The following is a 22,761-nucleotide window of genomic DNA, read 5'->3' as shown; positions in this document are numbered from 1 at the left end:
GCTGGCAACTTAAGGAGACCACGATGACATACAAGGTGACCAAGACCGAAGAGCAGTGGCGCGAAGAGCTCGGAATCAAGTATTCGGTGCTCCGCGAGGCCGGCACCGACCGGCCATGGTCTGGTGCACTTCTTGATGAGAAGCGTCCCGGGGTGTATCGCTGTGGCGCCTGCAGCGCTGAGCTGTTTGCGAGCGACACGAAGTTTGATTCTGGATCGGGCTGGCCGAGCTTTTACGAAGCGATCAACCCGGATGCTGTTGAGCTGCGCGAAGACCGGTCGCTCGGTATGGTTCGCACCGAAGTGGTGTGCGCCACCTGTGGTTCGCACCTCGGACACCTCTTCGATGATGCCCACCAAACGCCTACCGGTGATCGTTTCTGCTTGAACTCCTCTTCGTTGGAGTTCGACGAGAAGGACTAGTTCGCGAGAGGTATTTTGGGTGGTTGTTGACTAGAAAGTGATGCGATTGCCACAGCGATGAGGGTGAGCACTACACCGAGTACGGTGGTCGGTGCCACCCCATCGCCATCTGTGGGCAAGAAAACCTCGAGCGCGAGCGCGCCGATCAGCTGACCTGCAATCGATCCGAGCGCAAAAAACAACACGCCCGTGATTGGCACAAGCACGGCGGCGACGGCAATAAAGATGACTCCGATCGCTCCCCCGATGTAGAGCGTCGGATCGCTGGGGAAGTCATGGTGCCAGCCTCCAGCGAAGCCGTAGGAGATCGCGGCAATCGCCAGCACTGTCGTGCCGACGATGAAGTTGACGTAGGTGGCGGTGAGCGGCGAACGCGTCACGTGACGTACGTGCCCATTGATGGCTTGCTGCCACCCGATCCCGAATCCGGCTGCTAGCGGCAGAAACACAAGCAAGAACGGACCGTCGAGGCGTAAATCGGCGAGGCCAGAAAAAATTACTGCCCCCACTGCGAGGGCGGATGCCGCTACCCGTAATGCCGTGACGGGTCGCTTCTGGAGGCTGCCGATACCCACCCGGTCGATCACGGCGGAGCTGATGGTTTGGCTCGCAACGACCGCCACGGTGAAGAGAGCGACGCCGAGAGCGGTAGCGGCGAGACCCTGGGTAAGCACGAAGAACGCACCGAAGGCTCCCCCGCTGAGGTACCACCAGGGCAGTCGTTTACTGCCCACTTCAGTGCGGAGGGTACGAAATCCTGCTCGCGCAGTGGGCACAAATGGCACGATGAGGGTGAGGATGATCAGTCCGGAGCCAAAGGAAATGAGCGCCGCGAGCGTGGAGTCGTGAAGCTCCACGGCGAGCTCTCCGTTGATGCGGCTTTGAGCTGCGACAAGACCGCCAGCAACGATTGCGGCGAAGATTCCGGCGAGCGCGCGGCGGCGACTTCGAGGGCTGGTTGGGAGCATAGGGCTAGTCATGTCTAAAATAGGGCGTTGGCCCAAGCCTCCTTAGCTCAGCTGGCTAGAGCACCGCTCTTGTAAAGCGGGGGTCGTCGGTTCGAATCCGACAGGAGGCCCAGCAGAATGTCGGGGGCCGTCGGGGTTGCTTTAACCCTAGCGGCCTTCGACATCGCCATTTAACCAGCGGCGCTACCGCACGCCGCTCCGCTCGAAGTGTGTGCCCTCTCGCTCGATAACCTCGCCATGTACTCCAGCCAGCAGATGATATACGATTTGGTGTACAGACCGAGGAGGTGCCGAGCATGCTGACGCCGGACCAAATTACGACGCTCGCAAATGAGCTAGTCGACGCGCACGAAACTCACTCCATCGTTCCACTACTTACCCAGCGCGGTCTTGATATGACGGTTGAGGATTCCTACGCCATCCAAAGTGCGTGGGCTCAGCGGCGCGTGCAAGCCGGCCATCGCATCGTTGGTCACAAGATTGGCCTGACATCGAAAGTGATGCAGGTCGCAACCGGCATCACAGAGCCCGACTACGGTGTGATCTTCGATGACATGACATTCGAGTCGGGGGTTACCGTCGACTTCAACGCATTCTCCAATGTTCGAGTCGAAGTCGAGCTGGCGTTCGTGCTCGCGAAACCCCTCACGGGCCCCGGGTGCACCATCTTTGATGTTCTCGACGCAACAAGCTACGTCGTGCCTGCGCTGGAGATCTTGAACTCTCACATTGAGATGGAAGGACGGACAATCGTCGACACGATCTCCGACAATGCTGCGCTGGGGGCAATGGTTGTTGGCGGCACACCGGTCAAGCCGTCTGAGATCGATCTGCGCTGGGTTTCTGCCGTGCTCTACCGAAATCAAACGATCGAAGAGTCCGGAGTCGCCGCAGCCGTTCTCGGGCACCCAGCACTGGGAGTAGCCTGGCTCGCTAACAAGCTCGCTCAGCACGGAACCACCCTCGATGCGGGGGAGATCGTGCTGGCCGGCTCATTCACGAGACCGCTGTGGGTGGAACGCGGAGACACCATCCACGCTGAGTACGGAAGCTTGGGGGCCGTGACGTGCAAGTTCGAATGACGCTGCCGCCAACTTTTTCACGCCAACTCGACACGGCACACCGGCCACTCATCGGCATGTGGGTTGTTTCAGGCAGCCCGGTTGCTGCTGAGATCGCGGCCGGGAGCGGCCTTGATCTGCTTCTAATCGACGCGGAGCACTCTGCGAACACGCTAGAGAGCATTCAACTACAGCTTCAGGTTTCCGCCGGGTACGCTGTCACCCCGCTTGTGCGCGTGAGCACCAACGACCGCACAATCATCAAGCAGCATCTCGATCTCGGTGCGCAGAACCTTATCGTCCCGATGGTGGACTCCGTTGAACAAGCTCGGGCCGCAGTAAGCGCTACACGGTATCCCCCTCTCGGTAACCGTGGAGTCGGGAGTGCGCTTGCGCGGGCGGCACGCTGGAATCGCGTAGACGACTACCTTGCCACCGCTCACGACACGGTCTCCCTTACGGTTCAAATCGAGTCAGCAACTGCCGTGGAGAATGTCGATTCCATCGTGGCCGTTGACGGGGTCGACGCGATATTCGTTGGCCCATCCGACCTCGCTGCGTCGATGGGCAAGCTCGGCGAACAAAGCCATCCGACCGTAGTCGCGGCAGTGAAACGATGCATCGAGGCCGGAGCCAAGGCAGGAAAGCCCGTAGGAGTCAACGCCTTCGACCCCACAGTGGCGGAAGACTATCTGGCTAGCGGTGCAAGTTTTGTATTCGTGGGAGCCGATGTGTCGCTGCTTGCTCGGGGATCCGAACAACTTGCAGAGAAATTTATGCCCGCTACGACCGCAACTGGCCGTGCAAGTTACTAACGGCAGCGCCCCGTGATGCCGACACCACTGAGAACAGCCATTACCTCGATGAACAAGGATGCCGATGACCACGTTTGAACTTCGCCCGGGCAGCAAGATTATCGCAGTACACCTAAACTATCGCTCTCGCGCTGAGCAGCGTGGACGCACACCGAAGACCCCCTCTTACTTTTTCAAGCCCGCTTCTTCGGTCTCAGCGAGTGGAGCCCACATCGAGCGGCCAGCCGGAACAGAGCTTCTCGCGTTCGAGGGAGAGGTTGCGCTGATCATCGGAACACCAGCGCGCTGGGTTTCTGCCGACGCTGGGTGGAGCCATGTGGCGGGGGTCACGGCCGCCAACGATTTCGGACTCTACGACCTTCGCGCTGCCGATAAAGGGTCAAACGTACGCAACAAAGGCGGAGATGGATTCACTCCTCTGGGACCGCGCGTGCTCGATGCGCGCGAAATCGACCCGGATGCACTTCGCCTCCGAACCTGGGTCAACGGAACGCTTGTGCAAGATGACACCACCGACACTCTGCTCTTCCCCTTCGGACAACTCGTTGCAGACCTGTCGCAACACATGACCTTGCACCCTGGCGACATCATCCTGACGGGCACCCCCGCCGGATCGTCAGTGGTTGGGCCCGGCGATACCGTCGAAGTTGAAGTAGACGCGCCGGGCGCACTCGGCTCGCTCACAAGCGGTCGGCTCTCCACCACCGTCACTCAAGGAACCACGCCATTCAGCGATATCGGCACAAAGCCTTCCGTTGACGATGTTCAACGCGAAGAGGCGTGGGGATCAGCCGAAGCAGCGGGGCTTACTTCGGACGAGCCACAGGGCCTCTCCCCCGCGTTGCGCGCCAAGCTGCACGCCGTAGGCACAGCGACGCTCAGCGCTCGCCTCCGCGCCCGCGGCTATGTCGACATCTTCGTCGAAGGGGCTTATCCCACACGACCTGACCTCCACATGGTTGGAGTCGCACGAACACTACGTTTCGTTCCGCATCGGCCCGACCTCTTTGCCTCGCACGGCGGAGGTTTTAATGCGCAGAAGAAGATCTTCGATAGCGTCAACCCCGGTGAAGTGATCATGATCGATGCGCGGCGTGAGCGTGGCACGGGCACCGTCGGCGATGTGCTTGCGTTGCGCGCGCTCGCTCGAGGTGCTGCGGGAATCGTGACTGACGGCGGCATCCGCGACTTTGAACAGGTCGCAGGTTTCGACATCCCCACCTTCGGCCAGGGCGGGCATCCTTCAGTTCTGGGCCGCCGCCATGTACCGTGGGAAACGGATGTTGCCATCAGTTGTGGTGGAGCAGCAGTCGTGCCCGGTGACATCATCGTGGGTGATGGTGACGGCGTTATCGTCATCCCGGCTGGCCTTGTAGAAGAAATCGCTGAGGAAGCAGTCGCTCAGGAACACGAAGATATGTTTGTGGCGGCACAGGTGAAGAATGGTGAAAGCGTCGATGGGCTGTTCCCGATGAACGCAGCATGGCGGGCCCGCTACGAGCAGGAGGCGGGGGCCTCCTCCGGAGACGCCCAGTGAGTGAAAGCAAGTCGGAGCGAGCTTACGCCTACCTCAGAGAGCAAATCGACAACGGTCGATACGTTCCCGGCTACCGGCTTGTCTTAGGTCAGATTGCCGCGGAACTTGACGTTAGCGTCGTTCCTGTACGAGAAGCAATCAGACGTCTCGAAGCTGAAGGACTCGTCACCTTCGAACGCAACGTGGGGGCACAAGTTGCCCTCGTTCACGAAACTGAATACCAATTCACCATGCAGACCCTCAGCATTGTTGAAGGCTCCGCTACTGCGCTCAGCGCGCCCACGATCACCCCCGATCAGGTTCAACGTGCTCGCGCCATCAACGAACTCATGCGGAAATCGCTCGACGACTTTGACCCGCACTCGTTTACCGCTCTCAATCTTGAATTTCATTCCGTACTATTCGAAAACTGCCCGAACCCGCATATTCTGGAGCTGGTTCATCGCGGCTGGAAACGACTCACCGTGCTCCGCGACTCGACCTTCAGCTTCATTCCGGGCCGAGCCAGTCAGTCAGTTCGCGAGCACGACACCATTCTGGATCTCATCGATTCCCACGCGGACCCACTCGACATTGAGTTAGCGGCCCGGGCACATCGCACGGCAACGCTCGACGCAATGCTCGAGTACCAAGAGAAGCACCGCGCCCCCACAGCGATTGCGACAGCGGCAGGAGCCTGACCTACGCGCTCTCCGCGCGACGAGGCACTTCGGCGCCCGCCTGCCCGCCTGCGCCCATACGTTTCATAGGAATGGTTGATTCCATAGGAAACATGGATACCTTCTTCAGCCTTTCCGGCGCCCGGTCACCACGCCTCGGGGCGGTATCGACTCTCTCGATTCAGCGTTCCGGAGTACACGCATGAGCGCCGCGGAGTCGCCCCTGCATCCTGCCCCTCCTTCGGCGAGAGACATTTCGGCGGAACTGCGCCGTCGCGCCGTCGCCCAGCCCGGTGGCTTTGCTGACCTTGCCACAGCATCCCCCGTCGACCCGACTCCGCAAGTCTTCGTCGATGCGTTAGCCGCTGCGGGCGGCGCTCCCGGCTACCCCTTGACCGTTGGTCTCGTCGAACTGCGTGACGCAATGGTTCGCTGGTTCGATCGCGTGCGCGGTGTCACTCTCACTCCCGAAGGGGTGCTGCCCACGATCGGGTCCAAAGAGCTACTGGGCCTGTTGCCCTTCCTGCTCGGGCTGGGGCCAGACGATGTTGTCGTACGCCCCGCGCTTGCCTATCCTGCCTACGAAGCCGGGGCTCTTGCCGTAGGTGCCAGCGTTGTCGCCGAAGACGATCCAGCCCAGTGGCCGGAGGCAACCAAACTTATCTGGCTGAACTCCCCACGCAACCCCGATGGCCAGACTTTGACCGTTGATGAGTTGCGCCGTGCCGTCGAACGAGCTCGCGATCTCGGCGCGGTAATTGTCGGCGACGAATGCTACGCCGTGCTGAACGAAGTCGATGGGCAGCGAATCCCGTCCATCTTGGACTCGCGCGTGGTCGGCAACGACATGAGCAAGGTACTCGTCTCCTACTCAGTCAGCAAGCAGTCAAATATGGCCGGATACCGTGCCGGCATGGTAGCCGGGGACGAGGAACTGATCACGAAAATTGCAGCACGTCGTCGCGACCTCGGCCTCATCGTTCCGGCACCCGTGCAGCAGGTACTTGGCGCGGTTCTGTCCGACGATAACCACGTTGCGGCACAGCGCGCCCTGTACAGTTCCCGACTCGAGCGTCTGCGCTCCGCCGTCGAGGCTGCCGGCTTCACTATTCACGGTTCCGAAAGTGGGTTGTACCTCTGGGCGACCCGTGGCGAGAACGGGGTCGATACCGCGATGAAACTCGCAGATAGTGGCGTTCTCGTGTCACCCGGCGAGTTCTACGGCCCCAGCGGTGCTGAGTTCGTGCGGTTCGCCGTTACCGTTCGAGATGAGTACCTCAACCGGGCCATCAGCGCGCTCCAACTGTGGTCGCGCTGACCTGAAATCAATTGGCGCTGGAGAAAGCAATCATTACCTTGAGCGCTTCGCGGGAGTCCATGGCGCTATAGGCCTGCGGTACATCGTCGATACCAACGACGCGGTCGAAAACACGCCCTGGGTTAATCGAGCCATCGAGCACCTCTGAAATCGCTGGCTCGAAATAGGCGCGCACGGGAGCCGGCCCGCCCGTAAGCGTGATGTTGCGGCTGAAGAGTGACCCCCATCCAATGGGAGCCTCGGAATACTGCGGAACACCAACGCGCGAAATGGTGCCGCCCACGCGAACCGACCCCAGCGCTTGCTGGTACGCCGGAAAATGACCAACCGCTTCGACTACAACATGGCTACCCTCGCCGCGGGTGAGTTCGCGAACCTTGGCAACGCCCTCTTCGCCTCGCTCGGCCACAATCTCGTCTGCTCCAAATTCACGGCCGAGATCGGTGCGCGCCTGATGCCGCCCCATAAGGATGACCCGCTCGGCACCAAGCCTCTTGGAGGCCAGCACAGCCGACAGCCCCACGGCACCGTCACCGATCACCGTGACGGTCTGCCCAGCCCCCACCCGCCCCATGTGCGCGGCGTGATAGCCAGTGAGGTAGACATCGGAGAGCGCGAGCAGTGACGGGAGTAGCTCACTGTTCTCGTCGACGCCCGGTACCGCTACGAGGCTTCCGTCAGCCTGCGGAACTCGCGCGTATTCCGCTTGGAAGCCGCCGACCTCTGGCTTGTTGTAGAAACCGCCGTGGCGGCACGACGTGTGGAACCCCTCTTGGCAGTAAACGCACGTGTTGTCTTGGTAGGTGAAGGTGGCAACGACCAAATCTCCACGCTTCACGCGGGAAACCTCGGAGCCGATTTCTTCGACAACTCCGACCATTTCGTGGCCCATCGGAGCAGCCGTCGGGCCGGCTTTGCGGGTATGGAACGGGTGCAAATCCGAACCGCAGACGCAGGCACGTACCACCCGAACGATGGCGTCGGTCTTCTGCTCGATCACCGGATCGGCAACGGTTTCCACTCGCACGTCGCCGGCGCTGTACAGAAATGCTGCCTTCATAGGGTTTCCTCACACACTAAACCTGCGGCGGAGGTCGTGCTGCCCGGGATTCCGCGAGCGCGCGACCAGCTGACGACACCACAGTACACGGGGCAATCTTTGAATTCGGGCAGGGCATCCACCTCCTGTGATCGTGATGCTTCGCTCTCCGTAACGCGATGGGATGCCGTGCGACGGCTACGTCGGGTCGACCATCACCTTGAGAGCGGTGCGCTCGTCCATCGCGGTGTAGCCGTCGGGGGTCTGCTCGAGTTTCACGGTCTGGTCGAAGACCAGCCCCGGGTTGACCGTTCCGTCGAGCACGGCGGGGAGCAGTTGTTCGATGTACGCGCGAGCGGGAGCCACACCGCCGACGAGGCCGACGTTCTTGCCGAAGAGACTCTGCCGGCCGACCGGGGCATCCTCATACTGGGGAACGCCGACACGGCTGATCACTCCGCCCGCACGGACAACGCCGAGGGCCTGCTCGTAGGCGGGCATGAAGCCGACAGCTTCGAGAACCGCGTGGCTTCCCGTGCCGCCGGTGAGTTCGCGCACTTGGGCGATACCCTCTTCGCCGCGCTCGGCGACGACATCCGTGGCTCCGAAGCGGATGCCAAGGTCGGTACGCGCCTTGTGGCGGCCCATGAGAATGATGCGCTCGGCACCCATCTGTTTGGCGGAGAGCACAGCGAGGAGACCGACAGCGCCATCGCCGATGACGGTAACGGTCTGGCCGGGAGCCACGCGAGCCTTGTAAGCCGCGTGCCAACCGGTGGCGTAGACATCAGAAAGCGTGAGGAGGTCGGCATACTGCGACTCGTCGACGGTGCCAGGAACCTTCACGAGGGTGCCGTCGGCGAAGGGCACGCGCACGGCTTCGGCCTGGCCGCCGGTGATTCCACCATTGCCCCAGTACCCACCGTGGATGCACGAAGTCTGGAGCCCTTCGAGGCAGAACTCGCAGGTTCCGTCGGAGTAGGCAAAGGGCGCGATGACGAAGTCGCCGATCTTGAGTGTGGCGGCATCCTTGCCGAGCTCCTCGACGACGCCGATGAACTCGTGACCGATGGGGCGAGCATCCGCATCCGCCGGCATGGAATGGAAGGGGTGCAGATCGCTGCCACACACGCACGCGCGAGTAATGCGAACGACCGCGTCAGTGCTCTCGATGAGCTTCGGGTCAGGGGCAGTGATGACACGGACATCGCCGGCGCCGTAAATGTAAGTAGCTCGCATGACCCTATTCAACGCCTGCGCGACCCCGAGTGACGAATCAGTCTTTGTTCAGCGAGCGGGAGTAGTCGTCAGTGGATGGTGCGATGCTTGAACGTAGAGCACCCAAGGAGGACCAGACCGTGGCCAGCTTCGCCGACAAACCCATCCTCGACGTCAGCATCGCCGAATGGACGGACTACCTCGAGAACGAGCCGTCACCCGACGGCGTGCGCCTCAAGCTCCGAAAGAAACTGTCGAAGGCCCCCGGCATCACCTGGAGCGAAGCCCTCGACGTCGCCCTGTGCTTCGGATGGATCGACGGCCAGATGGCACGCCTCGACAACGACTACACGCTGCAAGCGTTCACCCCGCGCCGCAAAAACAGCCCCTGGTCTCAAGTAAATCGTGACCATGTTGCGCGACTCATCGAGGAGGGCCAGATGCGGCCAGGAGGCCTTGCCGAGGTCGAGCGCGCCAAGGCCGACGGTCGCTGGGATGCCGCGTACAGCCAGAAGAACATGACGACTCCCCCAGACCTGCAGGCCGCCCTCGACGCGAACCCGGCCTCGGCAGAGTTTCACGCCAGCCTCACCAAGAGTGAGCGCTTTCAGATCTATGCGCGGCTCACCGGGATCAAAACACCAACAGTGCGCGCCGCTCGCATCCGGGACATCGTCGAGAAGGGTGCAATCGGCGAGCACCACTACGCGCAGCCCAAGCCTCCGGCGAAACGGCCGTAGCAGCAGGGCGAGTGGGACTCCGGCGGAATTATTCGGGCAGCTGCGCGATACGCCGATCGAGATGCTGCTGTTCGGCGGCATTCGTGGCCAGTTCGCGCGCTCGGGCGAAGGCTTTCGCCGCGGCATCCGCATCGCCCGCACGTAACAACAGCTCGGCACGAGTAGCCCAATACAGGTGATAGTTCTCAAGGCCGGTGATTTCGGCGAGCAAGCGCAGCCCCGCGTCAGGGCCGTCGGCCATTGACACCGCGACCGCACGATTGAGTGCCACCACGGGCGATCCACCCGTCATGGCCAGCAGCACGGCATAGGCGGATGCGATGGCCGGCCAGTCGGTGTCAGCGGCAGTGCGCGCGGTGGCATGGTGGCGCGCAATGACCGCTTGGGTCTGGAACGGCCCCGGCTGTCGGCGTGCGAGCGCACTGTGCAGGAGCCCGTTCGCTTGCTCGATGAGCTCGCCGTCCCAGCGGGTGCGATCTTGGTGCTCAAGAAGAACAAGTTCGTCGCCGCGAAAACGCGTGTCGTGGCGGGCGCGAGCGTAGAGCTCCAGCGCCAGTAGGCCTTCGACTTCGGGGTTGCCGGGGAGCAGCTCGCGCGTGGTGATCGTGAGGCGAATCGCTTCTTCAACGAGGTCGATTCGGGCGCCGGTCGCGCTCCCCCGTGAGAGATAGCCCTCGTTGAAAATGAGGTACACCACGGTGAGCAGGGCATCCACTCGCAACGTGAGGTCTTCCGGGATGCTGAGCGGGATGCCCGCATCACGAATCTTGCGCTTGGCCCGCACGATCCGCTGCGCAAGCGTCTGTTCGGGCAGCAAAAATGCGGCCGCAATCTCCGCTGTGGTGAGGCCGCCGACGAGCCGGAGGGTCAGCGCCACTTGGGCGTCTCGATTCAGTGCCGGGTGACAGCAGAGCAGCAGCAACCGCAGGTGTTCGTCGCCCGAATAGTGAGCATCATCGATCATGGCGGGCACCTCCTCGCCGTTACCATCGGGGCCATAGCCATCGCTGTTGTGCTCGGCGACAGCCACAAGATCGGGGGCTGCCCGCGCAAGACGTCGCGCGGCGGCAGCATCGCGCCGCACCCGGTCGACCGCGCGATTGCGCGCCACCGTGTAAAGCCAGGCCGCGGGGTTGTCAGGCACTACGGCCCAGTTCAGAGCCTCAACCAGCGCATCCTGCACCGCATCGTCGGCAACGTCGAGGCCGAAGCGGTGCGTGAGAAGAGCGAGCACATGCCCACTCTCCTCACGCGCCAGGCGGGTGACCGCCTCTGAGTTATCCGGCACGCTACGAGGGCACCACCGGGCGAACCTCGAGCGAGCCGGCCGGAATCGGAACCTCCGCAGCAAGCGCAAGTGCCTCATCCAGATCTTTGGCTTCCACAATGTAGAAGCCGCCGAAGTGCTCTTTGGTTTCAGCGAACGGTCCATCGACGATCGTGTCGCCGGCACCATACGCCCGACGAATCGTGGTCGCGGTCTCGACGCCCTGGAGCTGATCGGCAGCGACATAGTGGCCGCCATCGATGAGTTTCTGGTTGTAGGCCATCCACGGCGCCATCATCTCGTCGAAGGCGTCCGTGCCCGGTTCTGGGCCATCGAAAGGTTCAGAATGAATCAGGATCATGTACTGCATGTTGTTTCCCTAGCCGATCTGTGAAGTGTGGCCGAAGAGGCCGATGACAACGGACATGACGATGAGAACTGCGAGTACTCCACGATAATCATGTCCTTTCGGGGCCGGGGATTTCCCTGCCCTTCACTGACATGACGCAGCGCACGTGCCGAATCGACACGTGCGCTGCAAAAAACTTTAGAAAATATCGTCGGGCCTTCGTCTACCCCACATGCTCTTGCCAACAACCCCGGAAGCACGGGCCGGGAAACGCAAAAACGGGGACCCGCGCTAGGCGCGGATCCCCGTCAGTGTTGCTACAAATTATGCACCGGGGGTGAGTACACCATCGATGAGGTAAACGGTTGCGTTGGCCGTGTGAACGCCACCGCAGATGACGTTGGCGTCGTTGACGGTGATGTTGTCGCCGCTACCGGCAACAGTGACCATTTCACCGTTGACAGTGGTGAGCTCGCCAGCAATGTCATCCGGAAGGATCTGGCCAGGAACAACGTGGTACGTGAGGATGCTCGTGAGCAGTTCAGCGTTCTCGGGCTGCATGAGGGCCTCTACGGTCTCGGCAGGAAGTGCTGCAAAGGCGTCGTCAACCGGAGCGAAGACGGTGAACTCTGAACCATTGAGCGTGTCAACGAGGTCGACATCGGCGTTGAGGCCACCGGAAACTGCGGCGGTGAGCGTGGTGAGCAGCGGGTTGTTTGACGCGGCTACTGCTACCGGGTCCTGAGCCATTCCGACGATCGAGCCGCTTCCGTCCGGAACAGTCTCGGCGTAGGCAGCACAGCCGGAACCGACGAGGTCAGCCGTGTAGTCCATCTCCATCGACGGCGAGCTCTCCTCGGGTGCGGGTGCTGCGGTGTCTTCTGTTGCACCGGTGGAACAACCGGCGAGGCCGACCATTGCTACAGCAGCGAACGTGAGGGCGGCGAAGGTGTTGCGCTTAATGGATCGCATGTGAATCTCCTTGATGAAAGTTGGTGGCCCCCGAATGGACCCGGCTTGCCGACTCTCTGCCGGCTTACACAGGACTATTCGGGGCACCCCCGAAAAGGGTTTGGAACTTTTCCAAAGTTTTTTGAGAGGGCTTTTGCCTATAGGGAGGAGAGACCTCTGCTCCCCCACCAACCAGCGACCGCCCTCCGGAGACGGCATAGCAACCTCAGACCAACCCTTACGGGCCACGGTTCCGAACTTCAGTGCAGCCGCCCGGGCTCCCGGGCGTCACACAGTTCTGTGGAGGAACCTCATGCTCAGTCTCGCCCTTATCGGCTTCCTAGGAGGCATCATCACGGGTATATCCCCGTGTATCTTGCCGGTTCTGCCGGTCATCTTCTTGTCGGGTGGTGCCATGAGCGCCCGCGGCGAAGGGGAAACCAAAAAGCGTCGCTTCGCTCGCCGCACGATGCCCACCGCATCCGATGCCGCCGCCATCAGCGACAGCGCTACCGCAACAGCAACCGCTGAGAAGGATGCCGCCCCCAAGGTTTCACCGTGGCGCCCCTACTTCGTTATCGCCGGCCTCGTTGTCGCGTTCAGCGTCTTCACGCTCATCGGTTCGCTCATTCTCGCGCTGCTCAACCTCCCCCAGGACTTCCTGCGCTGGGCCGGCATCGTCGTTCTCGTCTTGATCGGCCTTGGCCTCATCATTCCCGCGTTCCAGCACATTCTGGAGAAGCCTTTCTCGTGGATCCCGCAGAAGAATGTCGGAACAGACAAGGGCGGCTTCGTGCTCGGCCTGGCTCTCGGTGCCGTCTACGTCCCCTGTGCAGGACCAGTTTTGGCGGCTATCACGGTCGCTGGCTCAACCGGACGCATTGGGCCCGAGACCATCGTGCTCACGATCACCTTCGCTATTGGTGCCGCTCTTCCGCTGCTGATCTTCGCTCTCGCCGGCCGCCGCGTCGCCGAGCGCGTCAAGACTTTCCGCAAGCACCAGCAGAAGATTCGCGTCACGGGTGGCGTTCTCATGATCGCTCTCGCTATCGGCCTCGTCTTCAACCTGCCGCAGGCACTTCAGCGTCTCGTTCCTGATTACACGAGCGCTTTGCAAGACCAGTTCAGCAACTCTGAGCAGATTGCAGAACAGCTCAACCTGGGTGGTCTCGTCAACGAGCAGAACAAGGATCTCGACCAGTGCAGCAACGGCGGCACCGAGCTAGAGAGCTGCGGTATCGCTCCTGATATCCAGGGCATCCAAGAGTGGTTCAACACCGAGAACAACGAAGAAATCACTCTGGATGAGCTCCGCGGCGAAGTCGTTTTGATCGACTTCTGGGCGTACTCCTGCATCAACTGCCAGCGCGCAGTTCCGCACATCAACAGCTGGTACGACGCTTACAAGGATCTCGGTTTGAACGTCATCGGCGTCCACTCCCCCGAGTACGCCTTTGAGAAGGTTCCCGCCAACGTCAAGGCTGGCGCCGAGAACTACGCGATCGAATACCCGGTTGCTCTCGATAACAACCTCAGCACCTGGACGAACTACCGCAACCGCTTCTGGCCGGCACATTACCTCGTCGATGCTGAGGGTGTTGTTCGTCACATCAAGTTCGGTGAAGGTAGCTACCAGACCACTGAGAAGCTCATTCGTGAACTGCTCGTGGATGCCAACCCTGACGTTCAGTTGCCCCCAGCAACTGAGGTCAGCGACGACACTCCCGAAGCAGGAACCACCACTCCCGAGACGTACCTCAGCCTCGGCAAGGTAGTGAACTACGGCGGCGATGAGAAGTACTCGTCGGGTACTAACACGTACAGCTTCCCCTCGGAGCTTGCCGACAACAGCTTCGCCCTCGAGGGCGACTGGGAACTCACGTTCCAGAACGCGACACCCCGCAACGGCGAGAGCTCGATCAAGCTGAACTACACCGCCAGTGAAGTTCGCATGGTTCTCGGTGGAGAAGGCACGATCACCGTGAAGCGCGACGGCAAGACGGAGACCATCAAGGTCTCAGGCACGCCGAACTCCTACTCCATCGTCCCCAAGGGCGACTCGATCGAGAAGGGCACGTTGGAGGTGACCGTGAGCGAGGGCGTTGAAGCGTACTCGTACACTTTCGGCTAGCCAACACTCCTCTGCACAACACGAAGGGCCCCCATCCAACTGGATGGGGGCCCTTTGTGCTGCGAGGAGCGTCTCGTTGCGAGCTGCACCGCGCTACGAGGCGATGTTCGCGAAGAGTGATCGCCGGTTACGGCTCCGGGGTGGGAGTCGGGGTCGGCGTTGAGTTCTCGTTGAAGTTATCTCCAGCGACCTGAATAACGAAGGCCTGGAAGCTGGCGAGGTCATTTACTGCCCCCTCGTACTTCACCCCGTTGACGAGAACCGTGGGGGTTCCGGTAACCGGGCCAACGTCAGAGTTGGGAATGTCTTCGGTCAGCGCGCGAGCAGTGGAGTTCTTGACCCAGGTCTTGAACGTTTCGTCGTCGATGCATTCAGCAATAACGTCGGAATCTTCTACTCCGGCCACATCAAGGAGGTCGATGAGGTCAGAATCGCCCAGGCCCGCCGTGTTTTCTTCTGGTTGGACGCCCTCGGACAACAAGAGGTTGTGGTAGCTGTAGAAGTCGTTGGGTGAGGTGTCGGCTACGCAGGCAACTGCGTTCGCGGCGCGCGAGGAATAACGCTGGCCCTGTGCAAGGCGATCGAGAATGGTGATCGGATGCACTTCCAGGGTCGCCGCGCCGTTCTCGACAAGGCTCTCAATGTACTCCGCATTGGTCTGCTCGAAGGCGCCACAGATGGGGCACAAGTAGTCAACATAGATCTGGATATCGAGCACGCCGGACTCTTCGTCGCGAACGTTCGGAGTCGGCTCTGCATCGGAGGGCTGCGCCTCGGCAGGGGTTGCGATGAAGCCCTGATTGAGTTGGATGCCGTCACTGGCGAAGTTGCGTGGGCCCGGACCAGCCGGCTGGTTGGAGTTCACCAAAACCAATGCGATGACGGCAACAATCGCTACGAGTGCGAGACCGACGCTGCCCTGAAGGATCCACTTAGTGCGGCGGTCCTTCTTCTTCTGCTCGTCACGCTGAATGCGCGCTTTTTCCCGCGCTGCTTCGCGACGCTCATTTTTGGTGAGTCGGCTATCGCCGGAGTTGCCGTTGCTCAATCGAACCTCATTTGCCGTATATATCGCTGTGTCGCGCGCTCAGAAATGACGGCGCACCCGTCGAATTCTAGGAGGAATCACTGGGAATTGCCCAACTGAATTCCAAGATGGCCAGGCGGCGGGGGCGAACTATGTGGTCGGCTGACCCCCAAAAAGGTGCAATAATGACGCAACGCGGTTTCGACCGCTGTCCATCACAACGGATCGTCCGGCACGTACCTGCCGGTGAAGGAGAAAAATAGAACAATGGCGTCTGTAACTTTTGACAACGCAACCCGCCTCTACCCGGGATCAACGGTCCCGGCTGTAGACAAGCTGAATCTTCACGTAGAAGACGGCGAATTCCTCGTTCTTGTCGGCCCCTCGGGTTGCGGTAAGTCCACCAGCCTCCGCATGCTCGCCGGCCTCGAAGAGGTCAACGATGGCAGCATCCTTATCGGCGACCGCGACGTCACCGATGTTCCGCCGAAAGACCGCGACATCGCGATGGTTTTCCAGAACTACGCGCTGTACCCGCACATGACGGTGGCCGAGAACATGGGCTTCGCGCTCAAGATCGCCGGCGTCAGCAAAGAAGAGCGCGCCGAGCGCGTACTTGAGGCCGCAAAGTTGCTCGACCTCGAGCCCTACCTCAACCGCAAGCCCAAGGCGCTCTCGGGTGGTCAGCGCCAACGTGTAGCCATGGGTCGCGCTATCGTTCGCCAGCCCCAGGTCTTCCTCATGGATGAGCCGCTTTCGAACTTGGACGCCAAGCTGCGCGTGCAGACACGTACGCAGATCGCGAGCCTGCAGCGCCGCCTCGGAGTGACCACGGTTTACGTGACCCACGACCAGACCGAAGCTCTCACCATGGGTGACCGTATCGCCGTTCTCAAAGACGGCCTCCTCCAGCAGGTTGGTACTCCTCGCGACCTCTACGAATCACCTCAGAACGTGTTCGTTGCTGGCTTCATTGGTAGCCCCGCCATGAACCTCTTTAGCGTCAACATCGTCGACGGTGGTCTGCAATTTGGCGATGCTGTTGTTGCGGTTGACTCCGAGACGCTCGGTGGAACCGACGCTAAGACCGTGACCATCGGTATCCGCCCTGAAGACGTCATCGTGTCGACTTCGGGCAGCGGACTTCCGGTCGACGTCGACCTCGTAGAAGAGCTCGGTGCTGACGGTTACCTTTACGGTCACGCTGAGATTAACGGGGAGCGCGTGGACATCGTTGCTCGCGTTGATGGCCGCTCGCACCCGAACGCTGGCGAAAAGGTGTTCCTCACCCCGGAGCCCAACCACGTTCACGTGTTTGACACCGAGTCGGGCCTCCGCCTCACCAAGAAGCCTGTAGTCGCAAGCTAACTTTCGCTTTACGATCGAGCCCGTCGACGTCGAACCCAGTTCGGATGTTCGGCGGGCTCCTTCTTGTTAAGGACATGTGAATGACTGGTTCTGTCACTATCACCGCGGCAACCGCCGATCCGGCTCTGCTCGACTTACCCTGGTCGCTGCCGCTGGAGTTGTGGCCGGATGATGCGATCGCGACTCTCCCCAAGGGCATTTCGCGCCACCTCGTGCGCTTCGCCAACCTCAGCGGCTTCGTCGTGGCAATCAAGGAGACGTCCAGCGAACTCGCGAGACGCGAGTATGAGATGCTGCGCACGCTTCAAAAACTTGATGTGCCGTGCGTCGATCCGCTCGCGATCGTCACGAACCGCACCGCAGCCGACGGCGAAGAGCTGAAGTCGGTGCTCGTCACCCGCCACCTCAAGTTTTCGCTCCCCTACCGCGCGGTGTATTCGCAGAGCCTGCGCCCCGAGACCGCCCGACGCCTCGTCGATGCCCTGGCAGTATTGCTCGTTCGCCTGCACATCGTTGGCTTCTTCTGGGGCGACGTCTCGCTCTCTAACACTCTCTTCCGCCGGGATGCTGGCGCCTTTGCCGCCTATCTGGTGGATGCCGAAACCGGCCAGCTCTACGACCGGCTCTCCAACGGCCAGCGCGAGAACGACCTCGAGATCGGTCGCGTCAATATTGCCGGCGAACTCCTCGACTTGCAGGCAGGCGGACGTCTCGAAGCAGACATCGATCCCGTAGAAATCAGCAACGGAATCGTCGCCCAATACCGCACGCTCTGGAAAGAGCTCACCGGGTCGGAGCGCTTCGATCATTCCGAACGCTGGCGTATCAACCAGCGTGTGGAACGCCTCAACGCGCTCGGCTTCGACATTGAAGAACTCGCGATCAAAACGGAAGACTCGGGCACACGCGTGCGCATCCAGCCGAAAGTCGTGGATGCCGGACACCACTCTCGCCGCCTGCTGCGCCTCACCGGGCTCGACGCCCAGGAGAATCAAGCCCGCCGCTTGCTCAACGATATGGATTCATACCGCGCAGCGTTCGACAAGCAAGACATGGACGAAGAAATGCTGGCTCACGAGTGGGCGGCGCGTGTGTTCGAGCCGGTCATCCGAGCTATCCCCAAAGAACTGCGCGGCAAGCTCGAGCCCGCCGAAGCCTTCCACCAGCTGCTCGACCACCGTCGTCAACTGGCGCAGGATTCCGGCCACGACATCCCCCTCGCCGAGGCGGTGAGCAGCTATGTCGAGAACGTGTTGCAGTTCCGTCGCGACGAAGCCACCATGATCAACCCGCCAACGGGGGCGTTCACGATGCCGATTACGCTGCCCGGGGATGGCGAAACCGATCACGACGGTGGCGACGACGGGGAAGATTGGCGGCTCAAGGTCTAGCTTGCTTTCAGCGGGCGATTGCTGCGGCGGCCATTAGCCGGACGCGATTGCCGCGGCGACTGTTAGTCGGACAGCAGTTGTTCCAGCCCGCGCCCGGTCACGTGCTCAAACACGAGATTGGTCTCGGTATGAGCGACAGCCGGATGACTGGCCAGATAGGTCAGCATGAAGTCTCTGAGCTCTGCCGCACTGCGCGCCGCGACGTGCAGCAAGTAGTCGTCTCCGCCGCCGGTGTGAAAGAAGGCAAGGACGCCAGGCCAGCGGGGCGCGGCACTCCGGAACGCATCCACGTCTTCCCGCACGTGCTTGACGAGCTTGATCGAGATGAGCGCTTGCACGCTCATTCCGAGCTTGGCGACATCGATATCGGCGTGAAAACCGCGCAAGTAGCCTTCGTCGTGAAGGCGGCGCAGTCGCTGGGAGACGGTGGATTCCGAGACGCCGGCATCGGCGGCGAGCGCCGAGCCCGAGCGGCGCGCGTTGGTGGCCAAACTGGCCAGAATCGCGCGGTCAACAGAGTCGATGGGCAAGCTGTGGGGTTCGGTCACGGGATCCTCCTTCGTCGCAGCTTATGCGAAAAATGTCACATTTCGTGAAGAACCTGCAACGCGAGTTGATTAGGGGCGCACTTTCTGTTGTTATCTAGTCATGCTGCCTCACGACATCCATCTCGAAACCCTTGCTGTTCACGCGGGAATGGAGGGCGTGCAGGAATCTGGTGCCCACGTTCCCTCTATCGACCTCTCGACGACAAACCCCCTACCCAGCGTTGAAGTCGGCGGTGACTCCTACGAGAACCTCGCCACGGGAAACCCCATCATCGACGGTCACTCCGCGGTGTACCAGCGACTCTGGCAGCCCGGCGTTGCTCGCTTCGAGGACGGGCTCGCCGCTCTTGAAGGCGCAGAAGCAGCCGTGGCGTTTGCCAGCGGAATGGCAGCGCTCTCTGCCGTACTGATTGCCATCGCGTCGGCCGGTCGACCGCACGTGGTGGGCGTTCGACCGCTCTACGGCGGAACCGACCACGTACTCGACAACGGACTGCTCGGCACTACCGTGACGTGGGCCGATGCCGACTCGATCGTCAACGCCATCCAGCCCAACACCGGCCTCATCGTCATTGAGTCCCCCGCTAACCCCACCCTCGAACTCGTCGACATCAAGAAGGTCGTTGACGCCGCAGGTGCCGTGCCCGTTCTTGTCGACAACACCTTTGCGACTCCCGTGCTGCAGCGCCCGATTGAACTCGGAGCCGCAATGGTGCTGCACAGCGCCACCAAGTACCTCGGCGGTCACGGGGATGTGATGGGCGGCGTCATCGCCACGAGCGAAGAGCACGCCAAGGCCCTGCGTAACGTTCGCGCGCTCACCGGCGGAGTCCTTCACCCCTTCGCGGCGTACCTGCTGCACCGCGGCCTGCGCACTCTGCCCCTGCGCGTGCGCGCTCAGCAAGAGACGGCCGGCGAACTCGCTCGCCGCCTCGACGGCCACCCCGCACTCGCTCGCGTTCTCTACCCCGGCCTACCCGGCCAGGACCCCGCTGGCCTTATCGGCACTCAGTCCGCTGGCGCTGGTTCGCTCATCGCGCTTGACCTTGCCGGTGGCTACGAGGCCGCGGCGAAGTTCACGGAGGCAGTAAAGCTCATCACCCACGCCGTCTCGCTGGGCGGTATCGACACCCTCGTGCAGCATCCGGCATCGCTCACGCACCGCCCCGTCGCCTCCGAGGCGAAGCCCGGCGCTGGCATTGTTCGACTCTCGGTCGGCCTTGAGCACGTGGATGATCTGATGAACGACATCACGGCAGCGCTCGACGCTGTCACCAGCAACTAGCGTCACTCGCTGAAACGCGAAGAGCCGCTGTCCCCGAGGGGGCAGCGGCTCTTTGGCTGTGCAGCTCAGGCTGGGCCTGAGACAGTGCTACTTCTTAAGACGGTGCTACTTCTTCTTGCGAGCGGCAGCACGCAGCTTCGAGATTTCGTAGAGCGTGACACTGGCTGCGATACCGGCGTTGAGCGACTCGGTGGAAGCGCTGATCGGAATCGAGACAATGGCGTCGCAGTTCTCGGTAACGAGCCGCGAAAGGCCCTTACCTTCGCTACCGACGACGATCAGCACGGGCTCTTTCGCCAGCGGCAACGAGGGAAGCGACAGGTCGCCGTCTCCGTCGAGACCGAGCACGAAGACGCCGCGCTTCTTGTATTCCTTGATCATTTGCGTGAGGTTGTTCGCCATAGCAACGGGCGTGCGAGCAGCAGCACCGGCCGAGGTCTTCCATGCGGATGCCGTCATACCGACCGAGCGACGCTGTGGAACGATGACACCCTGGCCGCCAAACGCGGCAACCGAACGCACGATGGCTCCGAGGTTGCGGGGGTCAGTGATGCCGTCGAGAGCGACAAGTAGCGGAACGTGGCCGCGCGACTCGACCTTGTCGAGAAGCTCCATCGGGTGCGCATACTCGTACGGCGGCACCTTAAGGGCGACGCCCTGGTGCACGGAGTCGAATCCGGCGAGGCGGTCGAGTTCTGGACGCATCACTTCGAGCACAGCAATGCCGCGCGCGGTAGCGAGCTTCACGATCTCCTTCACGCGGTCATCGAACTCGATGCGCGCTGCCATGTAGAGAGTGTGAGCAGGAATCTTGGCACGCAGGGCCTCAAGCACGGAGTTGCGGCCGGTGACGATCTCCGACTCATCCGCCGACTTCGCAACGCGAGACTGTCCGCCACGGTTCGAAGGCTGCTGCTGAGCTCCGGACGGCTTTCCGCCCTTGCGCCGTGTTCCGCCCGCCGCTTCATAGCGTTCTGCGGCCGCTTTGCGCTTCCCTGCGGGGTGGTAGGGGCGGTCTTCAGCCTTAGGCGTGGGCTTGCGACCTTCGAGAGCTTGACGCCCCTGGCCTCCCGACCCGACCTGGGGACCTTTACGACTCTTGCGCACCGCTCCGGCGCGAGGGGTGTTACCTGGGTTTTTCACGAGTGTTGCTCCTGTCGGAAGCGCCGCTCAGTCACGGCAAGCTCCAATGTGATCCGGTCGAGTCATCTTCGAGAGTGATTCCCGCCGCTGATAGTTCATCACGGATTCGATCCGCGACAACGAAATCTTTCGCCGCGCGGGCTTTATTGCGATCCTCAATGAGCGTGTCAACCAGTGCTGACAGTGCAGCAACAGCTGGTTCTGAACGATCAGAACCCCATCGTGGATCAAGTGGGTTGATACCCAATACAGCTGCCATAGCGACCACTTGCGAACGCGCCGTGGCGACCGTTGCAAGATCCCCATCGTCGAGGGCGGCGTTGCCCGAACGAATCGTTTCGTGCACTACCGCGAGCGCTTGCGGCACCGCAAGGTCGTCATCCATCGCTTCGCCAAATGCCTCGGGCACCTCGTTGGTGTTCGCAGTATCAAAGCGAGTGTCACGCAGTCGGCGCGACGCCCGCTCGATGAACACCTCAAGGCGCTCAAAGGCGGCCTCAGCTTCTGCAAGCGACGTGTCAGTGTAGTCGATTGTGGAGCGGTAATGTGCAGCACCGAGCAGATAGCGCACCACTATCGGGCGGGCTGCATCCAAAAGGTCGCGGGCAAACACCGAATTACCGAGTGATTTTGACATCTTCTGGCCGTTGACGTTGACCATTCCGTTGTGCACCCAGTGGCGTGCAAACTCATCGCCGAGCGCCGCCGACTGGGCAAGCTCATTCTCATGGTGCGGAAACCGCAGGTCGAGGCCACCACCGTGGATGTCGAACGCACCACCCAAATAGCGGCGCGACATGGCGGAGCACTCAATGTGCCAGCCGGGGCGACCATCGCCCCACGGCGATGACCAGGATGCCGTCGCGGGCTCGGTGGGCTTGCTGCCCTTCCAGAGGGCGAAGTCGCGCGCATCGCGTTTGGCGCGCGGATCGGCGTCTGCGGCAGCAACCATGTCGTCGAGCTTCTGACGAGTGAGCTCACCGTAGGAGGGCCACGACTGGGTGTCGAAGTAGACATCGCCCGAGCCATCGGTGGCGGCATAGGCGTGACCGCGCTCGATGAGCAGCGCAATCAGGTCGCGCATTTCGGAGATGTTGGCTGTCGCGCGCGGCTCATAGCTCGGCGGGAGAATGCCGAGCTCGTTGTAGCCAGCAGTGAATTCGAGTTCAATTCGGTAGGCCAGAGCCCACCACTGTTCCGTCGAGCCCTCGGCTGCGGCATCCGCTGCTTTGCTCAAGATCTTGTCGTCGATGTCGGTGACGTTGCGCACGAGCGTGACATCGAGACCGCGGTAGGTGAGCCAACGACGCCAAATGTCGTAGACGAGCGCTGAGCGCAAGTGACCGATGTGCGGGGCCGACTGCACCGTGGGACCGCACACGTACATTCCCACCTTGCCCGGTTCGCGAGGTTCGAGGTCGACGAGGCTGGCACTACGGGTGTCATACAGGCGAATAGTCACTAAGCAAGTTTAGCGACCGCCGCTACCAATGCGGGGCTTCTCTCGTAGAACGCTGGAAGTTA

Annotated in this window: 21 protein-coding genes and 1 tRNA gene; 12 read left to right on the top strand and 10 right to left on the bottom strand. The window is 61.6% G+C overall.

The genetic code is table 11. From position 1 onward, the window contains the following. The first annotated feature begins 23 nt into the window (after positions 1–23). Positions 24–422: a peptide-methionine (R)-S-oxide reductase MsrB gene (gene msrB / locus ACR3YK_RS08525; RefSeq protein ID WP_486174468.1), complete on the top strand. Its 399-nt coding sequence runs from the start codon at positions 24–26 to the stop codon at positions 420–422. Here msrB and ACR3YK_RS08520 read toward each other — a convergent pair. Continuing rightward, on the bottom strand, positions 419–1,390 hold the full coding sequence (locus ACR3YK_RS08520) for a DMT family transporter (protein ID WP_486174467.1): 972 nt from the start codon (positions 1,388–1,390) through the stop codon (positions 419–421). The genes msrB and ACR3YK_RS08520 overlap by 4 nt on opposite strands. 36 nt (positions 1,391–1,426) lie before the next feature. Here ACR3YK_RS08520 and ACR3YK_RS08515 point away from each other — a divergent pair. The 6 genes from ACR3YK_RS08515 (at position 1,427) to dapC (ending at position 6,780) form a co-directional block, all read left to right on the top strand. Then, positions 1,427–1,500, top strand: a tRNA-Thr gene (locus ACR3YK_RS08515). 186 nt (positions 1,501–1,686) lie between these two features. Further along, positions 1,687–2,472, top strand: a complete 786-nt coding sequence (locus tag ACR3YK_RS08510) for a fumarylacetoacetate hydrolase family protein (protein ID WP_486174466.1) — start codon at positions 1,687–1,689, stop codon at positions 2,470–2,472. After that, positions 2,457–3,266: an HpcH/HpaI aldolase family protein gene (locus tag ACR3YK_RS08505; RefSeq protein WP_486174465.1), complete on the top strand. Its 810-nt coding sequence runs from the start codon at positions 2,457–2,459 to the stop codon at positions 3,264–3,266. The genes ACR3YK_RS08510 and ACR3YK_RS08505 overlap by 16 nt, the downstream gene beginning before the upstream one ends. Positions 3,267–3,330: 64 nt before the next feature. After that, positions 3,331–4,803, top strand: coding sequence for a fumarylacetoacetate hydrolase family protein (locus tag ACR3YK_RS08500; protein WP_486174464.1), 1,473 nt, complete (start codon positions 3,331–3,333; stop codon positions 4,801–4,803). Beyond that, complete coding sequence (locus ACR3YK_RS08495; RefSeq protein WP_486174463.1) at positions 4,749–5,483, top strand: GntR family transcriptional regulator; 735 nt, start codon at positions 4,749–4,751, stop codon at positions 5,481–5,483. Before ACR3YK_RS08500 ends, ACR3YK_RS08495 begins: the two co-directional genes overlap by 55 nt. 181 nt (positions 5,484–5,664) lie before the next feature. Continuing rightward, complete coding sequence (gene dapC / locus ACR3YK_RS08490) at positions 5,665–6,780, top strand: succinyldiaminopimelate transaminase (RefSeq protein ID WP_486174462.1); 1,116 nt, start codon at positions 5,665–5,667, stop codon at positions 6,778–6,780. Positions 6,781–6,787: 7 nt separating this feature from the next. Here dapC and ACR3YK_RS08485 read toward each other — a convergent pair whose 3' ends face one another. Beyond that, positions 6,788–7,840 (bottom strand): zinc-binding dehydrogenase, encoded by a 1,053-nt coding sequence (locus tag ACR3YK_RS08485; protein ID WP_486174461.1) that lies wholly within the window; start codon positions 7,838–7,840, stop codon positions 6,788–6,790. Between the two features lie 177 nt (positions 7,841–8,017). Beyond that, entirely contained in the window at positions 8,018–9,058 is a 1,041-nt protein-coding gene (locus ACR3YK_RS08480; protein WP_486174460.1) for an alcohol dehydrogenase catalytic domain-containing protein, read from the bottom strand. 119 nt (positions 9,059–9,177) lie between these two features. Here ACR3YK_RS08480 and ACR3YK_RS08475 point away from each other — a divergent pair, with 119 nt between their 5' ends. Continuing rightward, positions 9,178–9,777, top strand: coding sequence for a YdeI/OmpD-associated family protein (locus tag ACR3YK_RS08475; RefSeq protein WP_486174459.1), 600 nt, complete (start codon positions 9,178–9,180; stop codon positions 9,775–9,777). A gap of 28 nt (positions 9,778–9,805) precedes the next feature. Here ACR3YK_RS08475 and ACR3YK_RS08470 read toward each other — a convergent pair whose 3' ends face one another. The 3 genes from ACR3YK_RS08470 to ACR3YK_RS08460 all read right to left on the bottom strand — a co-directional run bounded on the left by ACR3YK_RS08470 (position 9,806) and on the right by ACR3YK_RS08460 (position 12,365). After that, positions 9,806–11,011, bottom strand: coding sequence for an RNA polymerase sigma factor (locus ACR3YK_RS08470; RefSeq protein ID WP_486174458.1), 1,206 nt, complete (start codon positions 11,009–11,011; stop codon positions 9,806–9,808). Positions 11,012–11,066: 55 nt separating this feature from the next. After that, positions 11,067–11,414 carry a YciI family protein gene (locus tag ACR3YK_RS08465; protein WP_100388370.1) on the bottom strand — a complete coding sequence of 116 codons (348 nt, stop codon included), beginning with the start codon at positions 11,412–11,414 and terminating at the stop codon, positions 11,067–11,069. Between the two features lie 303 nt (positions 11,415–11,717). Beyond that, entirely contained in the window at positions 11,718–12,365 is a 648-nt protein-coding gene (locus ACR3YK_RS08460; protein WP_486174457.1) for a fasciclin domain-containing protein, read from the bottom strand. Between the two features lie 292 nt (positions 12,366–12,657). On the opposite strand from ACR3YK_RS08460, the gene ACR3YK_RS08455 reads away from it, so the two are divergent. After that, complete coding sequence (locus ACR3YK_RS08455) at positions 12,658–14,475, top strand: cytochrome c biogenesis protein DipZ (protein ID WP_486174456.1); 1,818 nt, start codon at positions 12,658–12,660, stop codon at positions 14,473–14,475. A gap of 127 nt (positions 14,476–14,602) precedes the next feature. On the opposite strand, the gene ACR3YK_RS08450 is transcribed toward ACR3YK_RS08455, so the two are convergent. After that, a complete protein-coding gene (locus ACR3YK_RS08450; RefSeq protein WP_486174455.1) occupies positions 14,603–15,523 on the bottom strand; it encodes a DsbA family protein in 921 nt (306 codons plus the stop codon). A 246-nt stretch (positions 15,524–15,769) separates the two neighbouring features. Between ACR3YK_RS08450 and ACR3YK_RS08445 the strand changes: the two genes are divergently transcribed. After that, on the top strand, positions 15,770–16,870 hold the full coding sequence (locus tag ACR3YK_RS08445) for an ABC transporter ATP-binding protein (protein ID WP_486174454.1): 1,101 nt from the start codon (positions 15,770–15,772) through the stop codon (positions 16,868–16,870). A gap of 80 nt (positions 16,871–16,950) precedes the next feature. Continuing rightward, a complete protein-coding gene (locus tag ACR3YK_RS08440; protein WP_486174453.1) occupies positions 16,951–18,261 on the top strand; it encodes a DUF4032 domain-containing protein in 1,311 nt (436 codons plus the stop codon). A 62-nt stretch (positions 18,262–18,323) separates the two neighbouring features. Here the strand turns inward: ACR3YK_RS08440 and ACR3YK_RS08435 are convergent, their stop codons facing one another. Further along, a complete protein-coding gene (locus ACR3YK_RS08435) occupies positions 18,324–18,809 on the bottom strand; it encodes an Lrp/AsnC family transcriptional regulator (protein ID WP_486174452.1) in 486 nt (161 codons plus the stop codon). Positions 18,810–18,909: 100 nt separating this feature from the next. Here ACR3YK_RS08435 and ACR3YK_RS08430 point away from each other — a divergent pair, with 100 nt between their 5' ends. Then, the gene (locus tag ACR3YK_RS08430) at positions 18,910–20,094 is read left to right on the top strand and encodes a trans-sulfuration enzyme family protein (protein WP_486174451.1); all 1,185 of its coding nucleotides are present in this window, start codon (positions 18,910–18,912) and stop codon (positions 20,092–20,094) included. Between the two features lie 105 nt (positions 20,095–20,199). On the opposite strand, the gene rlmB is transcribed toward ACR3YK_RS08430, so the two are convergent. Next, on the bottom strand, positions 20,200–21,237 hold the full coding sequence (rlmB, locus tag ACR3YK_RS08425) for a 23S rRNA (guanosine(2251)-2'-O)-methyltransferase RlmB (RefSeq protein ID WP_486174450.1): 1,038 nt from the start codon (positions 21,235–21,237) through the stop codon (positions 20,200–20,202). A 31-nt stretch (positions 21,238–21,268) separates the two neighbouring features. Beyond that, the gene (cysS, locus tag ACR3YK_RS08420; protein WP_486174449.1) at positions 21,269–22,699 is read right to left on the bottom strand and encodes a cysteine--tRNA ligase; all 1,431 of its coding nucleotides are present in this window, start codon (positions 22,697–22,699) and stop codon (positions 21,269–21,271) included. Between the last annotated feature and the right edge of the window lie 62 nt (positions 22,700–22,761).

Source organism: Salinibacterium sp. 10G20-15, from assembly GCF_057365065.1.
Note: the sequence above shows the minus strand (reverse complement) of the source record. Positions and strands in the feature narration are given on the sequence as shown.

Bases quoted from the DNA above. Each gene is read 5' to 3' on its own strand.
- ACR3YK_RS08510 (WP_486174466.1), top strand. From the start codon at position 1,687: ATGCTGACGCCGGACCAAATTACGACGCTCGCAAATGAGCTAGTCGAC.
- ACR3YK_RS08455 (WP_486174456.1), top strand. From the start codon at position 12,658: ATGCTCAGTCTCGCCCTTATCGGCTTCCTAGGAGGCATCATCACGGGT.
- ACR3YK_RS08430 (WP_486174451.1), top strand. From the start codon at position 18,910: ATGCTGCCTCACGACATCCATCTCGAAACCCTTGCTGTTCACGCGGGA.
- ACR3YK_RS08500 (WP_486174464.1), top strand. From the start codon at position 3,331: ATGACCACGTTTGAACTTCGCCCGGGCAGCAAGATTATCGCAGTACAC.
- ACR3YK_RS08495 (WP_486174463.1), top strand. From the start codon at position 4,749: ATGGCGGGCCCGCTACGAGCAGGAGGCGGGGGCCTCCTCCGGAGACGC.
- ACR3YK_RS08445 (WP_486174454.1), top strand. From the start codon at position 15,770: ATGGCGTCTGTAACTTTTGACAACGCAACCCGCCTCTACCCGGGATCA.
- ACR3YK_RS08480 (WP_486174460.1), bottom strand. From the start codon at position 9,058: ATGCGAGCTACTTACATTTACGGCGCCGGCGATGTCCGTGTCATCACT.
- ACR3YK_RS08440 (WP_486174453.1), top strand. From the start codon at position 16,951: ATGACTGGTTCTGTCACTATCACCGCGGCAACCGCCGATCCGGCTCTG.
- ACR3YK_RS08465 (WP_100388370.1), bottom strand. From the start codon at position 11,414: ATGCAGTACATGATCCTGATTCATTCTGAACCTTTCGATGGCCCAGAA.
- ACR3YK_RS08485 (WP_486174461.1), bottom strand. From the start codon at position 7,840: ATGAAGGCAGCATTTCTGTACAGCGCCGGCGACGTGCGAGTGGAAACC.
- ACR3YK_RS08460 (WP_486174457.1), bottom strand. From the start codon at position 12,365: ATGCGATCCATTAAGCGCAACACCTTCGCCGCCCTCACGTTCGCTGCT.
- dapC (WP_486174462.1), top strand. From the start codon at position 5,665: ATGAGCGCCGCGGAGTCGCCCCTGCATCCTGCCCCTCCTTCGGCGAGA.
- ACR3YK_RS08520 (WP_486174467.1), bottom strand. From the start codon at position 1,390: ATGCTCCCAACCAGCCCTCGAAGTCGCCGCCGCGCGCTCGCCGGAATC.
- msrB (WP_486174468.1), top strand. From the start codon at position 24: ATGACATACAAGGTGACCAAGACCGAAGAGCAGTGGCGCGAAGAGCTC.